General features: G+C 59.3%; 25 protein-coding genes. 14 read left to right on the plus strand and 11 right to left on the minus strand.

The window, feature by feature from the left end; translation table 11 throughout:
- Positions 1 to 2: 2 nt before the first annotated feature.
- Positions 3 to 1,493, plus strand: a complete 1,491-nt coding sequence (locus tag ACR1XY_RS01280) for a replicative DNA helicase (RefSeq protein WP_480589348.1) — start codon at positions 3 to 5, stop codon at positions 1,491 to 1,493.
- A 1-nt stretch (position 1,494) separates the two neighbouring features.
- Here ACR1XY_RS01280 and ACR1XY_RS01285 read toward each other — a convergent pair whose 3' ends face one another.
- Complete coding sequence (locus ACR1XY_RS01285) at positions 1,495 to 2,034, minus strand: GNAT family N-acetyltransferase (RefSeq protein ID WP_480589351.1); 540 nt, start codon at positions 2,032 to 2,034, stop codon at positions 1,495 to 1,497.
- Positions 2,035 to 2,250: 216 nt separating this feature from the next.
- Between ACR1XY_RS01285 and alr the strand changes: the two genes are divergently transcribed.
- The 11 genes from alr (at position 2,251) to ACR1XY_RS01340 (ending at position 12,079) form a co-directional block, all read left to right on the plus strand.
- A complete protein-coding gene (gene alr / locus ACR1XY_RS01290) occupies positions 2,251 to 3,285 on the plus strand; it encodes an alanine racemase (protein ID WP_480589353.1) in 1,035 nt (344 codons plus the stop codon).
- On the plus strand, positions 3,282 to 4,064 hold the full coding sequence (locus tag ACR1XY_RS01295; RefSeq protein WP_480589355.1) for an MlaE family ABC transporter permease: 783 nt from the start codon (positions 3,282 to 3,284) through the stop codon (positions 4,062 to 4,064). Before alr ends, ACR1XY_RS01295 begins: the two co-directional genes overlap by 4 nt.
- Positions 4,061 to 4,807: an ABC transporter ATP-binding protein gene (locus ACR1XY_RS01300; protein ID WP_480589357.1), complete on the plus strand. Its 747-nt coding sequence runs from the start codon at positions 4,061 to 4,063 to the stop codon at positions 4,805 to 4,807. The genes ACR1XY_RS01295 and ACR1XY_RS01300 overlap by 4 nt, the downstream gene beginning before the upstream one ends.
- Positions 4,807 to 5,199, plus strand: coding sequence for a hypothetical protein (locus ACR1XY_RS01305; protein ID WP_480589359.1), 393 nt, complete (start codon positions 4,807 to 4,809; stop codon positions 5,197 to 5,199). The genes ACR1XY_RS01300 and ACR1XY_RS01305 overlap by 1 nt, the downstream gene beginning before the upstream one ends.
- A 10-nt stretch (positions 5,200 to 5,209) precedes the next feature.
- Positions 5,210 to 5,662 (plus strand): paraquat-inducible protein A, encoded by a 453-nt coding sequence (locus tag ACR1XY_RS01310; protein WP_480589360.1) that lies wholly within the window; start codon positions 5,210 to 5,212, stop codon positions 5,660 to 5,662.
- A 148-nt stretch (positions 5,663 to 5,810) separates the two neighbouring features.
- Complete coding sequence (locus tag ACR1XY_RS01315) at positions 5,811 to 6,596, plus strand: DNA repair protein (RefSeq protein ID WP_480589361.1); 786 nt, start codon at positions 5,811 to 5,813, stop codon at positions 6,594 to 6,596.
- 123 nt (positions 6,597 to 6,719) lie between these two features.
- Positions 6,720 to 8,081 carry a DNA repair protein RadA gene (gene radA / locus ACR1XY_RS01320; RefSeq protein ID WP_480589362.1) on the plus strand — a complete coding sequence of 454 codons (1,362 nt, stop codon included), beginning with the start codon at positions 6,720 to 6,722 and terminating at the stop codon, positions 8,079 to 8,081.
- Between the two features lie 41 nt (positions 8,082 to 8,122).
- A complete protein-coding gene (locus ACR1XY_RS01325) occupies positions 8,123 to 8,722 on the plus strand; it encodes a CvpA family protein (protein WP_480589363.1) in 600 nt (199 codons plus the stop codon).
- A gap of 631 nt (positions 8,723 to 9,353) precedes the next feature.
- On the plus strand, positions 9,354 to 10,877 hold the full coding sequence (gene purF, locus ACR1XY_RS01330; RefSeq protein WP_480589364.1) for an amidophosphoribosyltransferase: 1,524 nt from the start codon (positions 9,354 to 9,356) through the stop codon (positions 10,875 to 10,877).
- 267 nt (positions 10,878 to 11,144) lie between these two features.
- Positions 11,145 to 11,393 carry a hypothetical protein gene (locus tag ACR1XY_RS01335; RefSeq protein ID WP_480589366.1) on the plus strand — a complete coding sequence of 83 codons (249 nt, stop codon included), beginning with the start codon at positions 11,145 to 11,147 and terminating at the stop codon, positions 11,391 to 11,393.
- Between the two features lie 41 nt (positions 11,394 to 11,434).
- Positions 11,435 to 12,079 carry an SDR family NAD(P)-dependent oxidoreductase gene (locus tag ACR1XY_RS01340; protein ID WP_480589367.1) on the plus strand — a complete coding sequence of 215 codons (645 nt, stop codon included), beginning with the start codon at positions 11,435 to 11,437 and terminating at the stop codon, positions 12,077 to 12,079.
- A 61-nt stretch (positions 12,080 to 12,140) separates the two neighbouring features.
- On the opposite strand, the gene ACR1XY_RS01345 is transcribed toward ACR1XY_RS01340, so the two are convergent.
- The 4 genes from ACR1XY_RS01345 to ACR1XY_RS01360 all read right to left on the minus strand — a co-directional run bounded on the left by ACR1XY_RS01345 (position 12,141) and on the right by ACR1XY_RS01360 (position 14,656).
- Positions 12,141 to 12,983: an ATP-binding protein gene (locus ACR1XY_RS01345; protein ID WP_480589368.1), complete on the minus strand. Its 843-nt coding sequence runs from the start codon at positions 12,981 to 12,983 to the stop codon at positions 12,141 to 12,143.
- A gap of 117 nt (positions 12,984 to 13,100) precedes the next feature.
- The gene (tatC, locus tag ACR1XY_RS01350) at positions 13,101 to 13,979 is read right to left on the minus strand and encodes a twin-arginine translocase subunit TatC (protein ID WP_170399418.1); all 879 of its coding nucleotides are present in this window, start codon (positions 13,977 to 13,979) and stop codon (positions 13,101 to 13,103) included.
- On the minus strand, positions 13,976 to 14,434 hold the full coding sequence (tatB, locus tag ACR1XY_RS01355; protein WP_480589369.1) for a Sec-independent protein translocase protein TatB: 459 nt from the start codon (positions 14,432 to 14,434) through the stop codon (positions 13,976 to 13,978). The genes tatC and tatB overlap by 4 nt, the downstream gene beginning before the upstream one ends.
- A gap of 6 nt (positions 14,435 to 14,440) precedes the next feature.
- Positions 14,441 to 14,656, minus strand: a complete 216-nt coding sequence (locus ACR1XY_RS01360; RefSeq protein WP_170325152.1) for a twin-arginine translocase TatA/TatE family subunit — start codon at positions 14,654 to 14,656, stop codon at positions 14,441 to 14,443.
- A gap of 219 nt (positions 14,657 to 14,875) precedes the next feature.
- Here ACR1XY_RS01360 and ACR1XY_RS01365 point away from each other — a divergent pair, with 219 nt between their 5' ends.
- Positions 14,876 to 15,181 carry a hypothetical protein gene (locus ACR1XY_RS01365; RefSeq protein ID WP_480589371.1) on the plus strand — a complete coding sequence of 102 codons (306 nt, stop codon included), beginning with the start codon at positions 14,876 to 14,878 and terminating at the stop codon, positions 15,179 to 15,181.
- 21 nt (positions 15,182 to 15,202) lie between these two features.
- Positions 15,203 to 15,874 (plus strand): helix-turn-helix transcriptional regulator, encoded by a 672-nt coding sequence (locus ACR1XY_RS01370; RefSeq protein ID WP_480589372.1) that lies wholly within the window; start codon positions 15,203 to 15,205, stop codon positions 15,872 to 15,874.
- Positions 15,875 to 15,937: 63 nt separating this feature from the next.
- On the opposite strand, the gene ACR1XY_RS01375 is transcribed toward ACR1XY_RS01370, so the two are convergent.
- From ACR1XY_RS01375 to ACR1XY_RS01400, 6 genes are all read right to left on the minus strand, one after another.
- Positions 15,938 to 17,104 carry a peptidoglycan DD-metalloendopeptidase family protein gene (locus ACR1XY_RS01375; protein ID WP_480589374.1) on the minus strand — a complete coding sequence of 389 codons (1,167 nt, stop codon included), beginning with the start codon at positions 17,102 to 17,104 and terminating at the stop codon, positions 15,938 to 15,940.
- A 62-nt stretch (positions 17,105 to 17,166) separates the two neighbouring features.
- Positions 17,167 to 17,817 carry a protein-L-isoaspartate(D-aspartate) O-methyltransferase gene (locus ACR1XY_RS01380; RefSeq protein ID WP_480589375.1) on the minus strand — a complete coding sequence of 217 codons (651 nt, stop codon included), beginning with the start codon at positions 17,815 to 17,817 and terminating at the stop codon, positions 17,167 to 17,169.
- On the minus strand, positions 17,814 to 18,596 hold the full coding sequence (gene surE / locus ACR1XY_RS01385) for a 5'/3'-nucleotidase SurE (protein WP_480589376.1): 783 nt from the start codon (positions 18,594 to 18,596) through the stop codon (positions 17,814 to 17,816). The genes ACR1XY_RS01380 and surE overlap by 4 nt, the downstream gene beginning before the upstream one ends.
- Before the next feature lie 121 nt (positions 18,597 to 18,717).
- Positions 18,718 to 19,839, minus strand: a complete 1,122-nt coding sequence (locus ACR1XY_RS01390; RefSeq protein WP_480589377.1) for an ABC transporter ATP-binding protein — start codon at positions 19,837 to 19,839, stop codon at positions 18,718 to 18,720.
- Positions 19,840 to 19,885: 46 nt separating this feature from the next.
- Positions 19,886 to 20,932 carry a methyltransferase domain-containing protein gene (locus ACR1XY_RS01395; RefSeq protein ID WP_480589378.1) on the minus strand — a complete coding sequence of 349 codons (1,047 nt, stop codon included), beginning with the start codon at positions 20,930 to 20,932 and terminating at the stop codon, positions 19,886 to 19,888.
- A gap of 102 nt (positions 20,933 to 21,034) precedes the next feature.
- Positions 21,035 to 22,147 (minus strand): DNA alkylation repair protein, encoded by a 1,113-nt coding sequence (locus ACR1XY_RS01400; RefSeq protein WP_480589379.1) that lies wholly within the window; start codon positions 22,145 to 22,147, stop codon positions 21,035 to 21,037.

Genomic DNA, 22,147 nt, shown 5'->3' on the forward strand with positions numbered 1-22,147 from the left:
CAATGAACGAGATCAGCAGCATCGAGCAGGCAGCGGCGCAGATTCAAAATGCCGAAACCATGCCGCATTCTATTGAAGCCGAGCAGCAGCTTCTGGGTGCGATCCTGACCAATAACGACCTCTATGACCGGGTGGCCTCGGTCATCGGGTCGGAACATTTCTATGACCCGGTCCACGCCCGCATCTACGAGGTTGCAGCCAATCGCATCGCCAAGAATGCGCTGGCCTCTCCGGTGACGCTGAAATCCTTTATGGCCGAGGATGAGGGCCTGAAGGAACTGGGCGGACCGGCCTATCTGGTCAAACTGGCCGGTGCCTCGATCAGTGCCTTTGCCGTGCACGACTACGCCCAGATGATCTATGACCTCGCCATCCGGCGCGAGCTGATCCGCCTGGGTCGGGATATCTCGGACAAGGCGGCGCGGGTCGATGTGTCCAGCGAGCCGAAAGAACAAATCGTCGAGGCCGAACAGCAGCTTTATCAGTTATCCGAGCAGGGCCAGACCGAACAGGGATTTCAATCCTTCCTCAAGGCGGTCACAGAAGCCGTCAACGTCACCAATGAAGCGTACCAGCGCGGCGGTGGCATGGCGGGGATCTCTACCGGTCTGGCCGACTTGGACAAACAGTTGGGTGGCCTGCACCCGTCTGATCTGATCATCCTGGCGGGTCGCCCATCGATGGGGAAAACCTCACTTGCAACCAACGTGGCCTTCAACGTGGCCAAGGCGTACAAGCGCGGCACCAAGCCCGACGGCAGCGAAGGCGCGATTGACGGCGGCGTAGTCGGGTTCTTTTCGTTGGAAATGAGCGCCGAACAGTTGGCAGGCCGGGTCCTGGCCGAGGCTTCCGAGATCTCCTCGCACAAAATCCGGCAGGGAGACATGACCGAGGCCGAGTTCCGCCGTTTTGTGGACGCCGCCAAGGAATTGGAAGCCTGCCCTCTGTTCATCGACGACACCCCTGCCCTGCCGATCTCGCAGCTTGCCGCCCGCGCACGGCGGTTGAAGCGAACCCACGGGCTGGACTTGCTGGTGATCGACTACCTGCAGCTCTGCCGTGGCATGGCCGATAATCGGGTCAACGAAATCGCCGAGATATCGATGGGCATGAAGGCCATCGCCAAGGAACTGAACATCCCGGTCATCGCGCTGTCCCAGCTGTCGCGTCAGGTCGAAAACCGCGATGACAAGCGCCCGCAACTATCAGACCTGCGGGAATCCGGCTCGATCGAACAGGATGCCGACGTGGTGATGTTCGTATTCCGCGAAGAGTACTACAAGGAACGCGAAAAACCCGGTGATCACGAACTGGAAAAGATGGAAGAATGGAAGCAGGCCATGGAACGCCTGCATGGCAAGGCCGAAGTCATCGTCGGCAAACAGCGTCACGGTCCCATCGGCACGGTCGAGCTGTCCTTCGAGGCGCAGTTCACCCGCTTCGGCAATCTGGTCAAACCCTGGCAGCAGGACGGCCAGATCGAGAGCTACTGATCTACCACAACTCGGGCCTGTTGAACGCGCTGACACAGCGCGAAGGGCCTTCAATTGGCGTCTCATTACCCCGCAAAGATTGCCCGATCCATCCATGTGGCATACTCAGCGGCATGGGCGGTTGAGCGTCCGCTTCGGTCATCGGCTGAAACCCGGTTTTGCAGTAGAAGGCCGGGTCGCCGTAAGTCACGACAAAATCCACACCATGCAGGCGCAACTGCTCTAGCCCGAAACCGATCAGCTTTTGACCGACCCCTGTTTTCTGCCGATCGGTCCGCACCGCCACCGGAGACATCAGGAACACCTGTCGCGGGTCCTGATCATAGTGAAGCCGAGAAAACAGGATACACCCGGCCAGCACGTCGCGGTCCACGGCCAGAACGCCCAGCAGATCCTCCCCGGGGGTCGTGTTCAAAAGATCTGCCGCCAAAGCTCCGACCACGCGCCCTTCGTCCTCTCCCTCGGACGCGGTAAAGACATCCCGAAACAGTCCCGGCAACTCAGCGGCTCTGGCCTTGTAGTCAGCGGTCAGGTTCAACATATTCCGCTCCAATTCAGCAACATCGACAGTCCCCTTCAATGCCCGCAGTTGATCACAGCGCGAACACAATGGCGATACTCAGTGCAAGGCCATAAAGGCCTTTTTTCGCCAAGGCCTTGCGACACTGGCCAAAAGCTGCGCGGTATCGCAACGATATGCACAAGAATTGCCGTATTCCCCCTTGACCTGCCGCGCTCCAATGTCATGAACAGCACCATGAGTACCGCACGTTTGACGATCAATCTTCAGGCGCTGGCCAGCAACTGGCGGGCGCTCAACGCAAAAACGGATGTCGAGACCGGCGCCGTGGTCAAAGCCGATGCCTATGGCCTGGGGGCTGGGCCGGTGTCCGCGACCCTTGCCGAGGAAGGCGTTCGCAAGTTTTTTGTTGCCGTTGCGGAAGAAGGTGTCGCCGTGCGCAAGGCCATTGGCGCCGGCCCCATGATCGGCGTGTTCTCGGGCCATATGGAGGGTGACACCGACCTGCTGCGCGCTCATGACCTGACGCCGCTGATCAATTCACCCGAACAATTTCTGCGCCACCAACAAGCACTGCCGGATCGCCCCTTTGGCATTCAGCTGGACAGCGGTATGAACCGACTGGGTCTGGAACCGGCAGAATGGGCCGAACTGCGCCCCAAGGCCGAGCCGTTGAACCCGGCGGTGGTCATGTCGCACCTGGCCTGTTCGGATGAACCCGACCACCCGATGAACCGCCAGCAACTGAAAACCTTCCACGAGATGACGGACGGCGTCACCGCCCCCCGGTCTCTGGCGGCCACAGGCGGCACGTTGTTGGGACCCGAATTCCATTTCGACTTCTGCCGCCCCGGTGTCGGCCTTTACGGAGGCATGCCCTTTGCCGACGCCAAGCCCGTGGTGACAGTCGATCTGCCCGTCATTCAGGTACGTGCAGTCGAGGTCGGAGAATCCGTCGGCTACGGCAACAGCTGGATTGCCCGTCGCCCATCGCGCATCGCGACCGTGGCAGCAGGTTATGCAGACGGTCTGCACCGTGCCATAGGCGGTGGTATTGACACATTCGCTAGCGGCAAGCCCTGCCCAGTGGTTGGCCGGATCTCGATGGATCTGATCACCGTCGACGTTACCGACCTGCCCGAAGACCCTGAACGCCTGCGCATACTGAACGGTCACCAAACTGTCGATGATCTGGCCGAGGCCGCGGGCACAATCGGATATGAAATCCTCACCTCGCTTGGCGCGCGCTTTTCCAGGGGTTACGTGGAATGAACCCGCTCAACCTGCTGGGCGGTCTGGGCCGGGCGGTCCTGGCGCTGTTCGCCACCTTTGGCAAAGTCGCGCTGTTTTCGGTGGATGCGATCTCGCACATCTTCCGCCCGCCTTACTACCCGCGAGAGTTTGTCGTTGCGCTGATGAATATCGGCTGGCTGTCGCTGCCGGTTGTTGGCATGACCGCCATCTTCACCGGTGGCGCGCTGGCCCTGCAAATCTACGCTGGTGGCGCCCGTTTCAACGCGGAGGCCGTGGTACCACAAATCGTCGCCATCGGAATGGTACGCGAACTGGGGCCCGTTCTGGTCGGCCTGATGATCGCGGCACGCGTGACCTCTTCCATCGCGGCCGAGATCGCCACCATGAAAGTGACCGAGCAGATCGACGCGCTGGTCACCCTGTCCACCCACCCGATGAAATACCTGACCGCCCCGCGCGTTCTGGCCGCGCTGATCACCGTTCCGCTGCTGGTCGGGATCGGAGACATCATCGGCATCGCAGGCGGCTATGCGGTCGCGACACAGAATTTGGGTTTCAATCCGGCAAACTACCTGTCGAACACGGTCAATTTCCTTGAAGCCCGTGACATCGTTTCATCGCTGGTCAAAGGGGCCGCTTTCGGCCTGATCGCAGCGATCATGGGCTGCTATTACGGTATGGATTCGGGCCGCGGCGCGCAGGGTGTGGGCCGCGCCACCAAGTCCTCGGTCGAATCCGCCGCCATCATGATTCTGGCCGCCAACTTCATTCTGACAGGGGTGTTCTTCTCGCTATGATCCGGATGGAGAATGTACATAAGGCATTTGGCGATAATAAGGTTCTGCAAGGCATGAACCTTGAGATCCCCCAAGGCACTTCGATGGTCATCATCGGCGGTTCTGGCACCGGTAAATCCGTGGCGCTGAAATGTATCCTGGGCCTGATCAAGCCCGACAGTGGCATGATCTACGTGAACGGCAAGGACGCGACCAAGGGCGACCGCGATAAGTTTCTGGCTCGCTTCGGGATGCTGTTTCAGGGCGCGGCCCTGTTTGACTCGCTGCCCGTCTGGCAGAATGTCAGCTTCCGCCTGTTGCGCGGCCCGTTGAAGCGCCCGCCGGAATACGCCCGCGAGATCGCCATCGAGAAACTGCGCCGCGTGGGTTTGAAATCCGACGTGGCCGACCGGTTTCCGTCGGAGTTGTCCGGTGGGATGCAGAAACGCGTCGGCCTCGCCCGCGCCATCGCTGCCGAGCCCGAGATCATTTTCTTCGACGAACCCACCACGGGACTTGACCCGATCATGTCCGGCGTCATCAACGATCTGATCCGCGAGATCGTGACCGAGATGGGCGCCACCGCGATGACCATCACCCATGACATGAGTTCCGTTCGTGCGATTGCGGACAACGTGGCCATGCTGCACGGAGGAGTCATACAGTGGACCGGCCCGGTCAGTCAGATGGATGCCTCGGGCGATCCCTATGTCGAGCAGTTCATCAGTGGGAGTGCGGAAGGCCCGATTGAGGCAGTGCGGTAGTGGAGCCCGTTTCACTCATCTTTTACCAACTGCCGTTCACCTATTTTGTGTCGGTGGTAGCAGCTTGGTTCGTCATTCATTTTTTAGGCGAAAAATCAGGAATACCGCGCGAACTTAGAGCCGAGGTGGTTTTCTATCCTGTATTGCTCTCTGTATTAAAAGGCGTCTTCCCATCAATTCTGATATCCATATTTTTGTCGGAGGCGCTAGGCTTGACCGGCCCAATCGTCATTGTGTTTGCAGAGGCTGGTTATGTTGTTTCAGGGTACATTTTACACAGGCAACTTCACACCGAAGTGTCGAATAAGGTCGCTGCGGAGGGCACTGTCGGTGCCATCGCTCTCATTTACATTATTGGCTGGGTCGTATCTTTTGACAGAATGATTGCATAGCACCGAATAAATGACCCTCCGCCTCGCCACACTCTCTCTCCTGATCCTCTACCCCATCGCGTGGTTCGCCCCACTGATGCGCGCTGGCCTGTTGCCGATCTTCGGCCTGTCGGAAATCAGCGTCATCACCGGCCTGCAATCCCTATGGAAATCGGACGTCTTTCTGGCGCTGATCGTCACCATCTTCGCTCTCTTCGCACCCTATATCAAAACCATCGGCACCGCTCTGATCCAATGGGACTTGCTGGACGCACGCGTCCAACCCGCGCTCAACATCCTCGGGAAACTGGCCATGGCCGACATCTTTCTGATCGCGCTCTACATCACGCTGGCCAAAGGAATCTCTTACGCAACTATTGAAACCGCATGGGGCCTCTACCTGTTCACGGCCTGTATTCTGGCCTCAATCGCATTGGGCCACATTACCGAAATGACACGCAGATCACGAAATTCTCAGAGCTAATTGATTGAAAACATTTATCTGAGTATCATTATTATATTTCGAGCAGCAAAAATTTGTAGTTTACGGGTCCGCAGCGGATCATTCTGTGTGTTTTAGGTGTCTCCGCTTGGGCTTGGTGTTAACCGGTTCCAGAAGGAGTTCGTCAATCATGACCGCCCTCCACACTATCACATTGCAATTTCAGAATATCTTTTTAAGACTGACTTTTTTCCTGATATGCTCAACCGCTTTGCTATTCGTCTCAGCCACACTTCTGTCCGCTTTGGGAGTTTTACCTTGGCTCTCGATTCAAGCCGGGTTCGGTGACGGCACGGTAACCGACGCCGGGATGTACGTTCAGATCGGCCTGACCGCGCTGATTCTGATGCTGGCGTTCTACCTGCCAGCCAATGCGCGGATGATGGCGTTGGAAAACAACCATCGAAAGTTCGCGCTGAACATGCATGACATCTCGTCGGCTTATCAGATGGCCCATGCGACCGATCGCGAAGGACTGTTCATGATGTCGTCCGAATTCGACGCTGTCAAAGAGCGGATGGCCTTCTTGCGCCAGCACCCTGACCTTCAATCGCTTGAGCCTGAGATACTGGAGCTTGCAGCTCAGATGAGCCAGATCAGTCACGAACTGGCCGAGACCTATGGCGACGTCCGGGTCAACCGCGCGCGAACCTTCCTGCAGCAACGCCAGGAAGAGATCGAGCTGTTCCAGAAGCGGCTCGAAGAGGCCCGGGTAATCCAGAGCGAACTGCGCCAATGGACGCGGGATGTCGAGTTGGAAGAATCCATCGCCAAATCGCAGCTATCCCGTTTGCGCGATGAACTCTTTGAACTGCTGCCCGAGTTGTCGGCCCAGTTGCAGACCCCTCCGAAGGACAAGACCTCCAAAGCGTCCAGCGTTGTTGCCATGTCGCGACCGCCCCGCGCCGCGGAATAGGTGCGACAGCACCCGCCGCGGACGATGGTCCCGTTTAGGGGCCTGAGGACGCGGCCCCTCACCGGCCGAGATGAAAGCCCGTAAGGGCTTGAAGAAACGCTTGTCCTCGGGCACCAAGGCCCCATGGCAAAGACGACTTTCTCCTGCTCGGCCTGTGGCGCGGCACATTCGCGCTGGTCCGGGCGTTGCGACGGATGCGGTGAATGGAACACCATATCGCAGGACGTCCCTCTTTCCGCTGGCCCGGCCAAGAAATCTTTGGGCGGCAAACGCGGTCAATCCATCGCTCTCACCGACCTGTCGACCGAAGAAACGCCCCCGCCGCGTACCCTTTGCGGGGTCGAGGAACTGGATCGCGTGTTGGGCGGCGGACTTGTCCCCGCCTCTGCCCTGTTGGTGGGCGGAGACCCCGGGATCGGCAAGTCCACTCTGCTTTTACAGGCCGCTGCTCGGTTTTCCCGCGCGGGCGTTAAAACCATCTATGTTTCGGGCGAGGAAGCCAGTGCGCAGGTTCGCATGCGCGCGCGCCGTCTTGGTCTTGAGGATGCGCCGGTCCAACTGGCCGCCGAGACAAACCTGCGCAACATCCTGACGACGCTCGAAGCGGAAAAGCCCGGCCTGGCCATCATCGACTCGATTCAAACCATGTGGGCGGACAATGTGGACAGCGCCCCCGGCTCGGTGTCACAAGTCCGGGCCGCAGCGCATGAATTGACCACGTTTGCGAAACGACACGGTGTTTCGATCATCATGGTTGGTCACGTCACCAAGGAAGGCCAGATCGCAGGCCCTCGCGTGGTCGAGCATATGGTCGATACTGTGCTTTACTTCGAGGGCGAGCGCGGCCATCAGTTCCGCATCCTGCGCGCGGTCAAGAACCGCTTTGGCCCCGCAGATGAGATCGGCGTGTTCGAAATGACCGGCAAAGGGTTGGCCCAGGTGACCAACCCCTCGGCCCTGTTCCTGTCGGAACGCGGCACGCCCAGCCCCGGATCGGCCGTGTTCGCAGGTATCGAAGGAACACGCCCTGTTTTGGTAGAATTACAAGCACTTGTGGCACCATCCCCTCATTCCCAACCCCGCCGTACCGTGGTCGGATGGGACAGTGGGCGGCTGGCCATGATCCTGGCCGTTCTTGAAGCCCGCTGCGGTATCCCTTTCGCAGGTCTCGATGTCTATCTGAACGTGGCCGGAGGGCTGAAGGTCAGCGAGCCCGCCGCCGACCTCGCCGTCGCTGCTGCCCTGCTAAGTGCCCGTGAAGACACAGCCCTGCCCGCAGATACTGTCGTTTTCGGAGAAATCTCGTTATCTGGGGCACTTAGACCGGCCCCACAGACAGAAAACAGGTTGAAAGAAGCCCAAAAACTTGGTTTCACATCGGCGATCGCTCCGGCGGGCGGCAAAACCGGCACTGTGGCAGGTCTGACACTCACCCGACCCTCTGATTTGGTGGGGTTTGTTGGCGAAACCTTCGGAGCAGGTTAAAGTAACGCCTTGAGGGGCAGAAAAAAATACAGGCGAGGGCCATGGAAGGTTTTACAATAATCGACGGGGTGGTTGCCCTGATCATCGTCGTGTCGGGCCTGCTGGCCTATTCGCGCGGGTTTTTACGTGAGGTATTGGCCATCGCGGGCTGGGTCGCGGCGGCTGTTCTGGCCTTCATTTTTGCACCCCAAGCCGTGCCGCTGGTGAAAGAGATCCCGGTTGTCGGAGATTTCCTGCGCGACAGCTGCGAATTGTCGGTGATCACCGGCTTTGCCGCAGTATTTGCCATCGCGCTCATCGTGGTCAGCATCTTTACACCGTTGTTTTCGTCGATCGTACAGCGCTCGGCCATTGGCGGACTGGACCAAGCACTGGGTTTCTTCTTCGGCATTGCGCGCGGCATCCTGTTGGTGGCCATCGCCTTCTTTGTCTATGACACCGTTATGACCGGTCAGTCTTACACGATCGTCGACGAAAGCCGCTCGGCCAAAGTTTTCGAACAATTCAGCGACCGGATCGAAGAACAAAACCCGGAACAGGCTCTGGGCTGGGTCACTCGGCAATATGAGGAGCTTGTGGCAAGCTGCAACGGTGGCACCGAGACTACGGAACAACCGGCGGCACCGGCCACCACCGAATAAGAAATATCGCCTGGCATTGTCCGGGCGTTGTTTTTTGCTGCTGCGCGGCAGGGTTTAGCTGACAAAACCCTCGCCCGAGCAGACTGTACATCTGATGGTTTTAAGACCGAAGCAGCCTTCGCAGCGACCCATGATAGGTTTGCCGTGTATATCGCGGCTCTTGAGGACCTCTCCCGCACCATTGCAAATTGGGCAAGGCGCGCGTCCCATACCGCGGCATCGATGGCACCGGCGCTTTACAGGCTCTTCCTTTTTTTTTCCTTGCTTGTGTTGCCACATGGCGCTGCCCCAGTCGAACCGAGTTTTATGAAACTACTCATGACTTTCGTCATGACAGCACAAGCCTGCGCCCATGTCACCTTTTGAAGCCGTGACAGGCAAAATACACCCGCAGGAAACAACAATTGTGATCCTTTGATGACACAGGCCCCGTAAGGCATTATGTGGATGCCGAACTGACATGGAATCGGAGCCACCGATCTTGCTGACCCTGTTTACTTTCGCGCTCGCCCTCGTGACGATGACGCGTCTGCACCAACAGCCGGGATGGCGGCAAGGCGAACAGTTACACCCATGCAGATGTTCAGATCATCATCGCTAGTCAAAACGTCGTAGAAGTTGGAGCCCGTACATGTGTGGGATTTTGGGGATCGCAAGCAGGACGCATGATGTCTTTGCGGAAATCTATGACGGGCTGCTGATGCTGCAGCACCGGGGTCAGGACGCCTCGGGCATCGTCACTTATAACGGCGAGTTCTTCCGTGAGAAGAAAGCCAACGGCCTGGTCAAGGACGTGTTCAACGCGCAGGACGCCGAGACCCTGCTGGGCAAGATCGGGATGGGCCATGTGCGCTACCCCACCGCGGGATCGCTCAGCGCAGCCGAAGCGCAGCCATTTTTTGTGAACGCGCCTTACGGCATCTATCTGGTCCACAACGGCAACATCACCAACACTGCCGAACAGCGCGAGAAAGTGACCGCCAAATACAGCCGCCACCTACGCACGACATCGGATTCCGAGATCCTGCTGAACGTGCTGGCCGACAAAGTGGCCGATGCGATCAAGGTGAATGGCAATGCCGAGCCCATCCGCAATCTCTTTGCCGGCGTGAAGATGACGATGGAACGGGTTCAGGGTGCCTATTCGGTGATCTGTCTGGTTGCCGGTGTCGGCATGTTGGCCTTCCGCGACCCCTATGGCATTCGGCCGCTGTCCGTCGCCAAGCGCAACGTGGATGGCAAAGGTGACGACTATGCCTTTGCCTCGGAGGACGTGGCATTCGGTATCAACGGTTTTAAAAAATTGCGAGACGTCAAACCCGGTGAGGCGATCCTGATAGATCTGCAAGGGAACATGCACACGTTCCAGGCGGTCCAAGGGAAACTGACACCTTGTATCTTTGAGTATGTCTATCTGGCACGGCCTGACTCGCTGTTGGACGGTGTTTCGGTCTACAAGACCCAGATGCGCATGGGCCAGACACTGGCCCGGCAGATCGAGGACGCAGGGCTAGATATCGATCGTATCATTCCTGTGCCCGACAGCGCCCGCCCGGTCGCGCTGGAAGTCGCCAAGGCAATCGGCATCCCCTACCGCGAAGGTCTGGTCAAGAACCGCTATGTCGGACGGACCTTCATCATGCCCGGTCAGGAAGAGCGTCAGAAATCAGTGCGTCGCAAGCTGAACGCCGTGCCGCTGGAGTTCAAGGATCACAACGTGCTGCTGATCGACGACTCGATCGTGCGCGGCAACACGATCAAGAAGATCGTGCAGATGTGCCGCGAAGCCGGGGCGAAAAAAGTCTATATCGCCAGCGCCTCGCCGCCGGTGAAATTCCCCAATGTCTATGGCATCGACATGCCCACCAAGCATGAACTGGTCGCTCATGGCAAAGACATTGAAGAAATCAGGCAAGAGCTGGGGGCGGATGCCCTGTTCTACCAGAACCTCGAAGACCTGATCTGGGCCGCCAAGGAAGGCAACCCCGAGATCGAGGCTTTCGACTGCTCCTGTTTTGATGGCAACTACATCACCGGCAGTGTCAGCGACGACTACCTGGACAGTCTGGAGAACAGCAGCCGCGTCAGCAAAAAGCGCGAGGACATGCTGGTGCCCGGTGGGTCGTGGAACGGAGCGAAACTGGCTTCGGGATAAGTTCTAAAACCGAATCAATACAGCTTTCGGCCCGCCTCGCTGACGTGACGCGGGCCAATTTGTGCCCGGAATTCAGGTCCATGAGTGGGTTTTCGCGCACAACCCTTCGGTGAAGAAATTGCAATCGCAAGGGTTTCGGCGGGGTTGTGACGCCAGCCGCTTTCTCGTCCTTCGGTCAGGCTTTTAGTCGTGGCTCCGGTTTGCTAGGCCTCCGGCAACCAACCACTCATAACAAGGGGTCGGGCCACCGCGGTCAGGCCGGAATTAATGTCAAACGCAACCGTCACAAGTGCAGCCACGCAAAAGGGTGCGCTGAACAAAAGCTCTGTGTCCGTTCTGGGGGTCTTCGGGTCGAAATCGGATATGCGCGCGCTGGTGCGCATGTCTTCGGGGCGCGTGAAAGAGGTCAAACCGGGCAGCCGGGTCTCAACGGGCACAGTGGTCGCCATTGATGACAAAGGTGTGATGCTGCGACAAAGCGGCCAGACCAAGCGGATCGTTATACCCGGCAGCTAATCCGGCTTGACGCCCTTCGCGCAGGGGTTCAAACCGCTGTCATGACCGATCAGAGTAAAATTGCCCTCGTCACCGGGGCCTCTCGCGGGCTGGGCGCTGCCCTGGCCGAGGCACTGGCACCCGAATATCACATCGTCGCCGTTGCCCGCACCACCGGCGGGCTGGAAGAGCTGGATGATCGCATCCGCGCCAAAGGCGGTGCGGCGACGCTTGCGCCCATGGACATCGCTGATCCGAATGCCATGGCGACCCTGTGCCGGGGCATTCACGACCGTTGGGGCAAGGTGGACCTGTGGCTGCATACCGCAGTTCACACATCCGCCCTGACACCCACGCACTTCATCGACCCGAAGGAATGGACCAAAGCCGTCAACACCAACGCCACGGCCACGTCGGTCCTGATCCCCTATATCTCTCCCCTGTTGGGTGAGGCGGGCCACGCGGTGTTTTTCGACGATCCCAAAGCGGGTGAAAAATTCTATGGCATCTATGGTGCGACCAAGGCCGCTCAGTTGGCGCTTGCGCGCAGCTGGGCGCTGGAAACCGAACGGACCGGTCCACGCGTGACAATTGTCGAGCCCAAGCCGATGCCAACAGCTGTGCGCGCCCGGTTCCATCCCGGCGAGGATCGGGATGCGTTGACCAGCACGGCGGATGAGGCTGCGCGAATTCTGGCGTTACTGTAAGGAATGGCCCATTGGGCCATGCCTCCGGCGAAGGTTTTTTTGACCAGATGAAGCGGGCGGGTTACGCGATGTGAACGCCGTTGCGCCCGGCGAGATCGACAAAAAACTGCCAAGCCACGCGGCCCGAGCGTGCGCCGCGTGTGGCCTGCCATTCTATGGCTTCGGCGCGCAATGTCTCGGGGGCGACGGACACTCCGTAGGCCGCGCAGTAGCGGTCGATCATGGCCAGATACTCGTCCTGATCGCAGGGATGGAAGCCCAGCCACAGGCCGAAGCGATCAGACAGTGAAACCTTTTCCTCGACCGCCTCGGACGGGTTGATGGCGCTTGAACGCTCGTTCTCGATCATGTCCCGCGGCATCAGGTGGCGGCGGTTCGATGTGGCGTAAAAGACGACGTTTTCGGGGCGGCCTTCGATGCCGCCATCCAACACAGCCTTGAGTGATTTGTAGTGTTGATCATCGTGGCTGAACGACAGGTCATCGCAAAACAGTATAAATCGGTGTGGCGCGGCGCGCAGATGGTTCAGCAGGCGCGCGACCGAGCCCATGTCCTCGCGCTGCAGTTCGACCAGCTTCAAGTTCGGATGCTCGGCCTGTAGGGAGCCATGCACTGCTTTGACAAGGCTGGATTTCCCCATCCCGCGCGCGCCCCAGAGCAACGCATTGTTGGCCTTGAAACCAGCGGCGAAGCGGCGCGTGTTGTCCAGCAACGTATCGCGGGATCGGTTGATACCGACCAGCAGATCCAGATCGACACGGTTGACCTGCGTAACAGGCTCCAGCCGATCGGGCTCCACATGCCAGACAAAGGCCGGGGCTGCCGCAAAGTCCGGCACAGCCAGAGGGGCTGGCGCCATACGTTCCAGCGCGTCGGCGATGCGGTTCAGGGCTTGATCGTCCATTGGGGCCTCCGGTCTTGTCTTGCGGGGTTCAAACCATGTTCCGCCCGGCACAACAAGAGCGCGGCACGAAAAAGGCGCGCCCGTAAGGACGCGCCTGATTGTTAGCAACCGAAAGGATTACTTGCCGTCTTCTTCCAGAATGATCTCTTCGTCGGCCTCTTCTTCTTCGTCGTCATAGTAGCCGTCTGCGCGCAGTTGCTCTTCGCGCTTTTTCTCGACCCGAGCGACGAGGAAGATCGACACCTCATAGAGCCCGTAAACCACCACAAACAGGATGATCTGTGTGATCACGTCCGGCGGGGTCACCAGCGCGGCCAGCACCAGAATGGCGACCACAGCGTATTTGCGTACCGAGCCCAGCCCTTCGGCGGTAACCAGTCCCGCCTTGCCCATCAGGGTCAGCAGAACCGGCAATTGGAAGCAAAGTCCAAAGGCCACAATAAACTTGATCGTCAGGTTGAGGTATTCCTGCGCCGAGCCCTGAAACACCACGCTCAGCGGAGCAGAGGTTGCGCCCTCGGTCACGGCTTCGCCTTCGGCTCCGAATTGCTGGAAGCCTAGGAAGAAGTCATAGGCCAGCGGCGTGACCACATAGAACGCAAAGCTCGCCCCCAGCAGGAACATGAAGGGTGAGGCCAGCATAAACGGCAAAAACGCGTTCTTCTCCGATTTGTACAAGCCCGGCGCCACAAACCGCCACATCTGCATTCCGATATACGGAAAGGCCAGAATGAAACCGCCCAGCAGCGAGACCTTGATGGCGACAAAGAAGCCCTCTTGCGGAGAGATGAAGATCAACCCGCAGTCCTGTCCCCGTTCGGCCAGAACACTGCACAGGGGGTTGGTCAGGAAATTAAAGAGGGGCGTAGCCACTGTAAAACAGATGATCATCCCGACCAGAAACGCCACGACGCAGTGGATCAACCGCGTGCGCAGCTCCGCCAGGTGCTCGATCAGTGGGGCCGAGCTGTCCTCGATCTCGTCGGTTTTGGTCATGTCTTGCTTTCGGTTTTCAGCGCGGCTTCGGCCTCTTCAGCCTTGGCCAGCGCGTCAGCAGCTTCCTTGGCCTTGCGTTCGGCGGCGGCCCGCGCGGTCGAGGCCTGGATCTTCTTGGCCTGCTCGGCCCGTTCAGCGGCCAGCTTGCCGGTCTCGCTGTCAGGGTCAAACTTGGTCGGGTCGATGCTTTTCGCCAGATCCTGCGCGGCCTCTTTTACGCCATCCATTGCAGTTCCGACAGGGTTGGTGGCCGCGTTGAGACCTTTCTTGATCTCATTCACGCCCGCCTGATCGGCGGCCTCGTTCATGGCGCTGGAGAACTCGCGTGCCATGCCACGCGCCTTGCCGACAAATCGCCCGACATTGCGGAACAGCACCGGCAGGTCCTTTGGCCCCACAACGATCAGGGCAACAACGCCTATGACCAGAAGCTCGGTCCAGCCCAGATCAAACATCTGGACTTAGGCCTTGTCTTTGTCGGTCTCAGGAGTGACGTCCTTGGCCACTTCGGCTGCGTCCTGCTCCAGCTCGTCTGCGCCTTCCTTGACGCCGCGCTTGAACGAGGTGATGCCCTTGCCCACTTCGCCCATCAACGAACTGATTTTGCCGCGGCCAAACAGCACCAGCACCACAACGGCGATCAGCAGAAGACCGGGAAGGCCGATATTGTTGAGCATGTCTATTCTCCTTGTACGTCGGCGCCTCGCGCCGGGAATGTTGTCTGGCCCCGTGTCTACGCCCACAAGCCCGCGCGCAAAAGTGACGCAATTCAATTCCGCGCCGAATTGTGAACGGATCGTACGTTTTTTACGGGCTGGCCTTCCTCTACTGACAGGTTTATGTCAGTAGTAGGTGGCTAGGAAGAGGGCATCGAAACCTGGTCAACGGAGATTAAAATGACCCATGTTGCAGAAATCGTCACTTTCACCCTCGCCAATGGCACAACGACGGAGGAGTTTGTGAGACTTAGTCAGGCGTCCGAGGCGTTCGTCCGTTCAGCCCCCGGATTTGCCCACCGTCAGCTGAGCCAGGGGGAAGATGGTCGCTGGACTGACTACGTCATCTGGACGGATATGAAGGCCGCGCGTGACGCAGCAGCGCAATTCCCGCGGCAGGATTTTGCCCCGGCCCTTATGGCCGCGATCCAGCCAGACAGCGTACAGATGCGCCATGAGAATGTGCTATGGAACATGACCGCCTAAACGCGGTTCGGACGGCGTGTCATGCGCCGTACTGACCGCCTTTTTGATATCATTCAGATCCTGCGCGACGGCAAACTGCACCGCGCGCAGGACATCGCGGACCGGCTCGAGGTGTCGGTCCGCACGATCTATCGCGACATGGATACGCTGGTCGCGTCCGGCGTCCCGGTCGAAGGCGAACGCGGTGTCGGCTATATGGTGCGCGAGCAAATCACCCTGCCCCCACTGAACCTGACCCCGGCGGAGCTGGAAGCTCTGAACCTCGGCATGGCAATCGTCGCCGAAGCTGCCGACCCGGACCTCAAAGCAGCAGCCGAGTCACTGGCCGACAAAATCGATGCGGTGCTGCCCACTCAGGTCGTGGCAGAGGCCGACACGTGGAAATTCGCCGTCTACCCCTTTGCCGACGCCGCGCGGGGGCTGGCGCATATGGCCCCGATCCGGGCCGCCATCAAATCACGCCAGAAACTGCGTTTGTCCTACCGCCGTATCGACGGTGTCCTGACGGAACGCACTATACGACCCCTACACATGGAATACTGGGGCCGTGTCTGGACCCTGACCGCCTGGTGCGAGTTGCGCGAGGGATTCCGAGTATTCCGAATCGACCTGATCGAAGCGGTCGAGCCCTTGCCGGAAATTTTCGCCGACGAACCCGGCAAACGCCTGGACGACTTCGATCCACACACCTGACCCGTTCTTCATCTGGCCAATGATATACCCGCCCGCGGCATAGCCCGGAGCGGGTCCTTTCCGTCACTTCAAGTAAGGCTCAGGATCAACTGACTCGAATCCCTTGCGCACTTCAAAATGAACATAGGAGTTATCCCCACCGCGCAGGGACGCGATCTGCTGCCCACGGCGCACGCGGTCGCCTTTCTTGACTGTTGCTTTATCGACATTCGCATAAACCGTCAGAAGGTCGCTGTTGTGCTTGATCACGATGATCGGCACCTGATCGGCATCCGCGGTGATGGCTGCAACCGTTCCGGCCTCGGCCGCCTTTACGGCAGAGCCCGGTGAACCTGCAATATCAATCCCCTCGTTCTTGCCCTTCGCATAAGTCCGAATGATCGTCCCTGTGACCGGCAGGCCAAGGGCCGAGTTGCTCTGACTGGTCGGCGCTTCTGCGGTCACGTCAGGCGCAGGCACGGCCGGGGATATCTGCTCATCCGGTAGAGGTTGCGTCGCGCTTGGCGGTGTCGGCGTGGGCGATCCCTGCCCCGGCTGCGTGACATTGGTGGCCGGCACAGCGGCCTGTTGCGGCGCTGGTTGGTTCTTGATCGGGATCAGCAGGAATTGATCTTCCCTCACTGTAAAGTCCGGTCCCAACCCGTTCCATTCTGCCAGTGAATCAATCGGCACATCATAGAGCCGCGCAATGGTATAGGCCGTCTCGCCACGTTTGACCTTGTGGCGAACCGGCTCTGGCCCCGAGGCGACAGGCGGTGTCGGCGCCGGTGCCGCGACGGGTCGCGCAGGTTCCAGCGTCGATGTCCGAACCGAACCATCCGCCGGAGCCTCGTCAATCGCTGTTCCGGCAATAGTGGCGATATCCACCGTGCTGGCCGCACTGACGGTGCGCGGCAGAGCAATCACTTCGCCGTCGCGCAATTGGTCTGCCGGTTGCAACCCGTTAAATCTGGCCAACTCGCCCGCTGGCAGACCGATACGCGCGGCGACATCACTGACCGTGTCACCCCGGCGCGCAACGGCCACCTGGTAGTTAGGATAGGTAATCACTCCGCGCGCGTCGGGCGTTGGGCGATTAGCGGTCACGCCTCTCGCTGCGTCGGCGGTAGAAAATCCACCGACCTCCCCGCGCAGATCATAGTCGAACGGGCCCTCGCATCCGGCAAGGAACGCCACAACCGCAACCCCTGTCGCGCAGCGAAGCATCGCTGATTTGGAAACTGCTCTCATTTTACTGTCCTCAACGCCTGCCCCTGTTCTCCGGGGTTCCGGCGCTTTTGCAGAATATTTACTTACGCCCCGTCCCTGCCAAGCCCCTCTAACAGGGGCACGAAACGAACGGGCAACAATTCGTCATAGTCCAGACCGGTTTCGGTACGCCGGACCCGGATCAGGGTCTGAACCGCATCCGATTGTCCCACCGGCAACACCATGATACCGCCGATTTTGAGCTGCGCCAAGAGCGGCCCGGGCGGGTCTTCCGCCGCAGCGGTCACAATGATTCGATCAAACGGTGCCTGCTCGGACAAACCGAAAGAGCCGTCCGACAGCATCGCGGTGACATTGGTCAGCCCCAAATCGCGAAACAACTGCCCGGTTTCGCGCACCAGACGCTTGTGACGCTCCACCGTATAGACCCGTCGTGCCAGCTTGGACAGGATCGCAGCCTGATAGCCCGAGCCGGTTCCAACCTCTAGCACCGTATCCCGCGGGCTGACCTCAAGCGCCTGCGTCATCAACCCCACTACCGAGGGCTGGCTGATCGTCTGCCCACAGGCAATCGGCAACGGCGTGTCCTCATAGGCGCGTTCGGCAAACAGACCTTTGACGAACCGGCCCCGGTCAATCTGCTCCATCGCCGCCAGCACGCGCGCATCCGTCACGCCCCGCGACCGCAGGGCGAACAGGAACTGCATTTTCGTTTCGGGATCCAGTCCGGTCATTCGATTGTCTTCAGTGCCTCAAGCGCATCATGCGCCGTCAGATCGGCCCGCATCGGCGTGACCGAGATATAGCCCGCCAGATTGACCGCCGCATCCGTACCGGGCGCGGTCGGGTTGTGCTGATAGCCGCCCTTGATCCACAGGAACCGCCGCCCTGAAGGCGAGCTGTGCGGTTCGACCGAGAAATGGGTATCGCGGCGATAGCCTTGCGGTGCCACACGCGTGCCCAACACTTCATCCGCAGGCACGGGAGGGAAATTTACGTTATAAAACAGCTGATAGTCGCCCTGCTCTGTCGGAGTCGCATGCAGGATTTTCCGCACCAGATCGGCACCAAATCGGGTCGCAGCCTCGAACGGGTCATCCAATCCCAGGTTGCGCGGGCCGAAGTACTGCGAAAGCGCGATGGCCGGGATGCCCTGCAAGGCGGCCTCCATCGCGCCACCGACGGTACCGGAATAGAGCGTGTTTTCCGCCGAGTTGTTGCCTCGATTCACCCCTGACAACACCAGATCAGGCCGTGCGTCCTTCATCACGTCATGCAGCCCGGCCAACACGCAATCGGCAGGCGAGCCTTCGGCGGCAAAGCGACGCTCGCCCAGCTTGGCAACCATCATCGGGTGGGTATAGCTGATGCAATGGCCGACACCCGATTGCTCGAAAGCAGGTGCGACAACCCACACCTCTCCATCCGGCCCGGCCAGATCGGCTGCAACCGCCTCCAATGCGATCAGGCCCGGAGCGTTGATGCCGTCATCATTGGTCAAAAGAATACGCATATGCCCCATCCACCGCTGCGTTTTGACCTTGATAGACCCGCCCCAGCGTGGCGGCAAGCAATGCGAACCCGCAATCTGCGGCTTTCGCGCACCACTTGGGCTCAAACTGTGATTTCAGACCCTAATCCGGGAAAACAAAGCACCGATCCCGGCGAACGGTCAACCACATGACCCGCCCCGGATTGGGCACAAAGACATTCGGCACGGTGGCCCGCAGGATCGAGCCATCATGATCCATCCGAAACTCCACCAGGCTTTCATTGCCCAGAAACCGCGCCCGCTCGACCACGCCGCGGGCGGCGACGCCGTCGGTCACCGTAGGCAAAGGTCCCTTGCCGTTGCGATCGAAATCCAGCCGGACGTGCTGAGGCCGAAAAACAATCTCGACATCCGTGCCGTCTGGTACGCCCGGCGCCAGGAACTGACCGAATGGAGTTTTTGTCAGGGCGCCTTCAACTCGACCACGTACCACGTTGACATCACTGAAAAATGCTACCGCAGCCTTGTCGACAGGACGGGTATAAACGTTGTAAGGCGCACCTTGCTGCACGATCTTACCGCGCCGCATCAGGGCAATCTCATCAGCCATGCGCATCGCCTCTTCGGGCTCGTGCGTCACGAGTACAACAGCGGCGTCCTCTTCCTTGAGGATCGCCAAAGTCTCATCGCGGATACCGTCGCGCAAACGGTTATCGAGACCCGAGAACGGCTCGTCCATCAGCATGATACGCGGGCGCGGTGCCAGCGCGCGCGCCAATGCCACCCGTTGCTGTTCACCGCCGGAAAGGTGGTGCGGGAACTTGTCAATGAAATGGATCAGGTCGACCTTGCGCAGTAGTTCCTCGACACGAGCGCGCTTTTCCTCTTTGCGCCCCGTCAGGCCAAAGGCCACGTTGTCGGCGACGTTCAGATGTGGGAACAGCGCAAAGTCCTGAAACATCAGCCCGATCTCGCGGCGCTCGGGCGGTACGCGAAAGACTGTGTCGCAGATCAGCTTGCCATCCACATAGATTTCACCCGACTCCTGCATCTCGACCCCCGCGATCATGCGCAGAGTGGTCGACTTGCCGCAGCCCGACGGTCCCAGCAAACAGGTTACCTTCCCCGCCTCAACGGTCAGAGAGACGTCGTCCACAACGACCCGCCCCTCGTACCGGGCGATCAGATTGCGGATTTCCAGACGAGGAGGAGTTGCGTCAACTGTCACCGATGGACCCCATTGCCTTTTCCCGATGAAATTCATCGGGCTTCAGGCGGGGATAGCAACCCCGCCCGTTAGGTGCAAGGGATCAGCAACACCCGCCCGAGGCGGCCTCACCGGTGGCTTCGAACGGGCTTTCACCACCGCAACCTTCAAAGATGCCATAGTGGGTCGAGAAATCACCGATGAAGTCGAAATGCCGGGCAAAACGGGTGTCTTTCAGCATCCTCCAGGTGTTGCCGCAGACCGGAAACACCTTGCCGGTTTCAATCGCGTGGTGGTCGTCCAGTTCGAACAGATGCGGCGCGTCGGGGATGGTGCCTTTGTAGATCACCGCCTGCCCGTATTCTTCGCAGGCCGGTTCCAGTTCTGGCAGTTTGAACAGACGATACGTGGCCGAGAGGAATTTCAGCGGCGCAACGCGCTGTTCCAGCACTGGGTTTTCGATGGTCAACGGGCGGTGCGTGACGCGGCGCGGATCGCCGAAACCTGCCCTGCGCGAGAGCGTCAGGAAATCGTTCCAATACAGTGCGCCAGACAAGCACTCGCCATACAGCACCTCATCCTCGGCCATTGCGGTCGGGATGCGGCGATCGGCATAGACGTCCGAGAAATACATCTCGCCGCCCTCTTTCAACAGGCGGTGCGCGCCCCGCAGGACAGCCTCTTTATCGGTGGCCAGATTGATCACGCAATTCGAAACGATGATGTCAAAGGATCCGGGTTCCAGGTCCAATTCGTCCAGCTTTTCGATATAGCCGTGGTGGAATTCCACATTGCTGGTCGCGTGGCCAAAGGCCCGCGCGTGATAATCCTGATGCGTGCGGGCAACGTCCAATTGCTCGGGCGTCATATCGACACCGACGACACGGCCGTTTTCGCCCACCATCGCCGACAGGGCATAGACGTCACGGCCCGCACCGCAACCCAGATCGAGGATGCTCATACCTTCCAGATCCAGAGGCGCGATCAGGCCGCAGCCGTAGTAACGGGTCAGCACATCGTCATGGATTTGCGAGAGGATCTTTTTCACATGATCCGGCATGTCGTCGGGCGTGCAGCACGCATTGGTTTGCAAATCTGCGCTGCCTTGCAGCACCTCGCCATAGTAGTTCTGCACCGATTCATGCTTCATCGCGGCTATCCCTTTCCTTACTGGCTGCACCGCAGCTAATACAGCGTTGGCCCGCGTGCAATCCGCACCCATAGAATCTGACGAAAGCGTGAGACGACCGAGCTACTCCAGCAGGTCGAAATCGACACCTGTACGCACCTTCCCGTTCACCTGAATCTCAAGCCGGTGCGCACCCGGGACGAGCTTGAACGTGGTCGCGTTGCCCTTCAGCTTGTGCTTCTTGCTCAGCTTCAGCGTGCCATCCCGCAACGCAGCCTGCTTCAGCTTATGCACTTTCGCTGAGGTTTTACCTCCAGGCCTTTGAAAGTGAACGATATAATCCACTAAAACCGGAGGATTCCCGGCTCCGCTTAATGTCACTTCGAATTCCAGCGCCTCACCGATCCGGGCGTCACCGGTCACCTGTACGTCCGCCGTGACTTTGGCATCCGGATCATAGCCCAACATTTTCATGGCGCCCGGGTGGCCAGATTTCACCAACCCCCGCAGAGTATGAGAGGTCATCCAGCGCAATTCATCCTTGCCCTGTTGCTTTGCCGAGTCCCAGCTCTGCAATCGGGCCAGCACCAGATCAGGGTCTTTCTTAGAGATGTCGTTCAGGTGGTTCGCCACCGACCGCGTGACAAAGCGCGTCGGGTCCCCATGCAACCTGTCCAGCAAAGGCAGCGGGTCGGTCATGTTCAGCACAACCGCCTGCCCCCATGGCAGTCGCGGTCGTGTGCCTTCACTGACCAATCGGCGCACGTGATAGCTGTCATGGGCACACCATATCTCCATCCGCGCCAGCACCTGATCCGGGTAACGGTTGAGGAAGGGGCGGATGGCCCATTCCATCGAGAACCGCTGCGTCAGTTCTTCGAGTACATCCAGTGCCAGATCGGGATGATCCAACCCAACACTGACCACCCAATCTCCCAAAGGTGCAAAGATGAAATCGCCGAAATCATCATCAGTCTTGGTTGGGTCCAGCGGTGGTGGCAGCGCGCGCAGCAGGGTCGGCGCGATGTCAGGCAAGTCACCGGGCACGGCCTGTTGCAGGCATATAGCGATCCAGGACATGCGTTCTTTCAGTTCAAGCTCCAGCAGGCGGGACATGACGCGCGCCTGGAATGCCTCAACATCAAAGGACGGAACAGCCCCGGCAAAGAGCCCCGCCAGATAGCGGGTCTTTTCGGCATTGAATAACTGATCTTTAAGCGAAAAGTTCTCGGCCAT

The organism is Ruegeria sp. AD11(2025) (assembly GCF_056542405.1).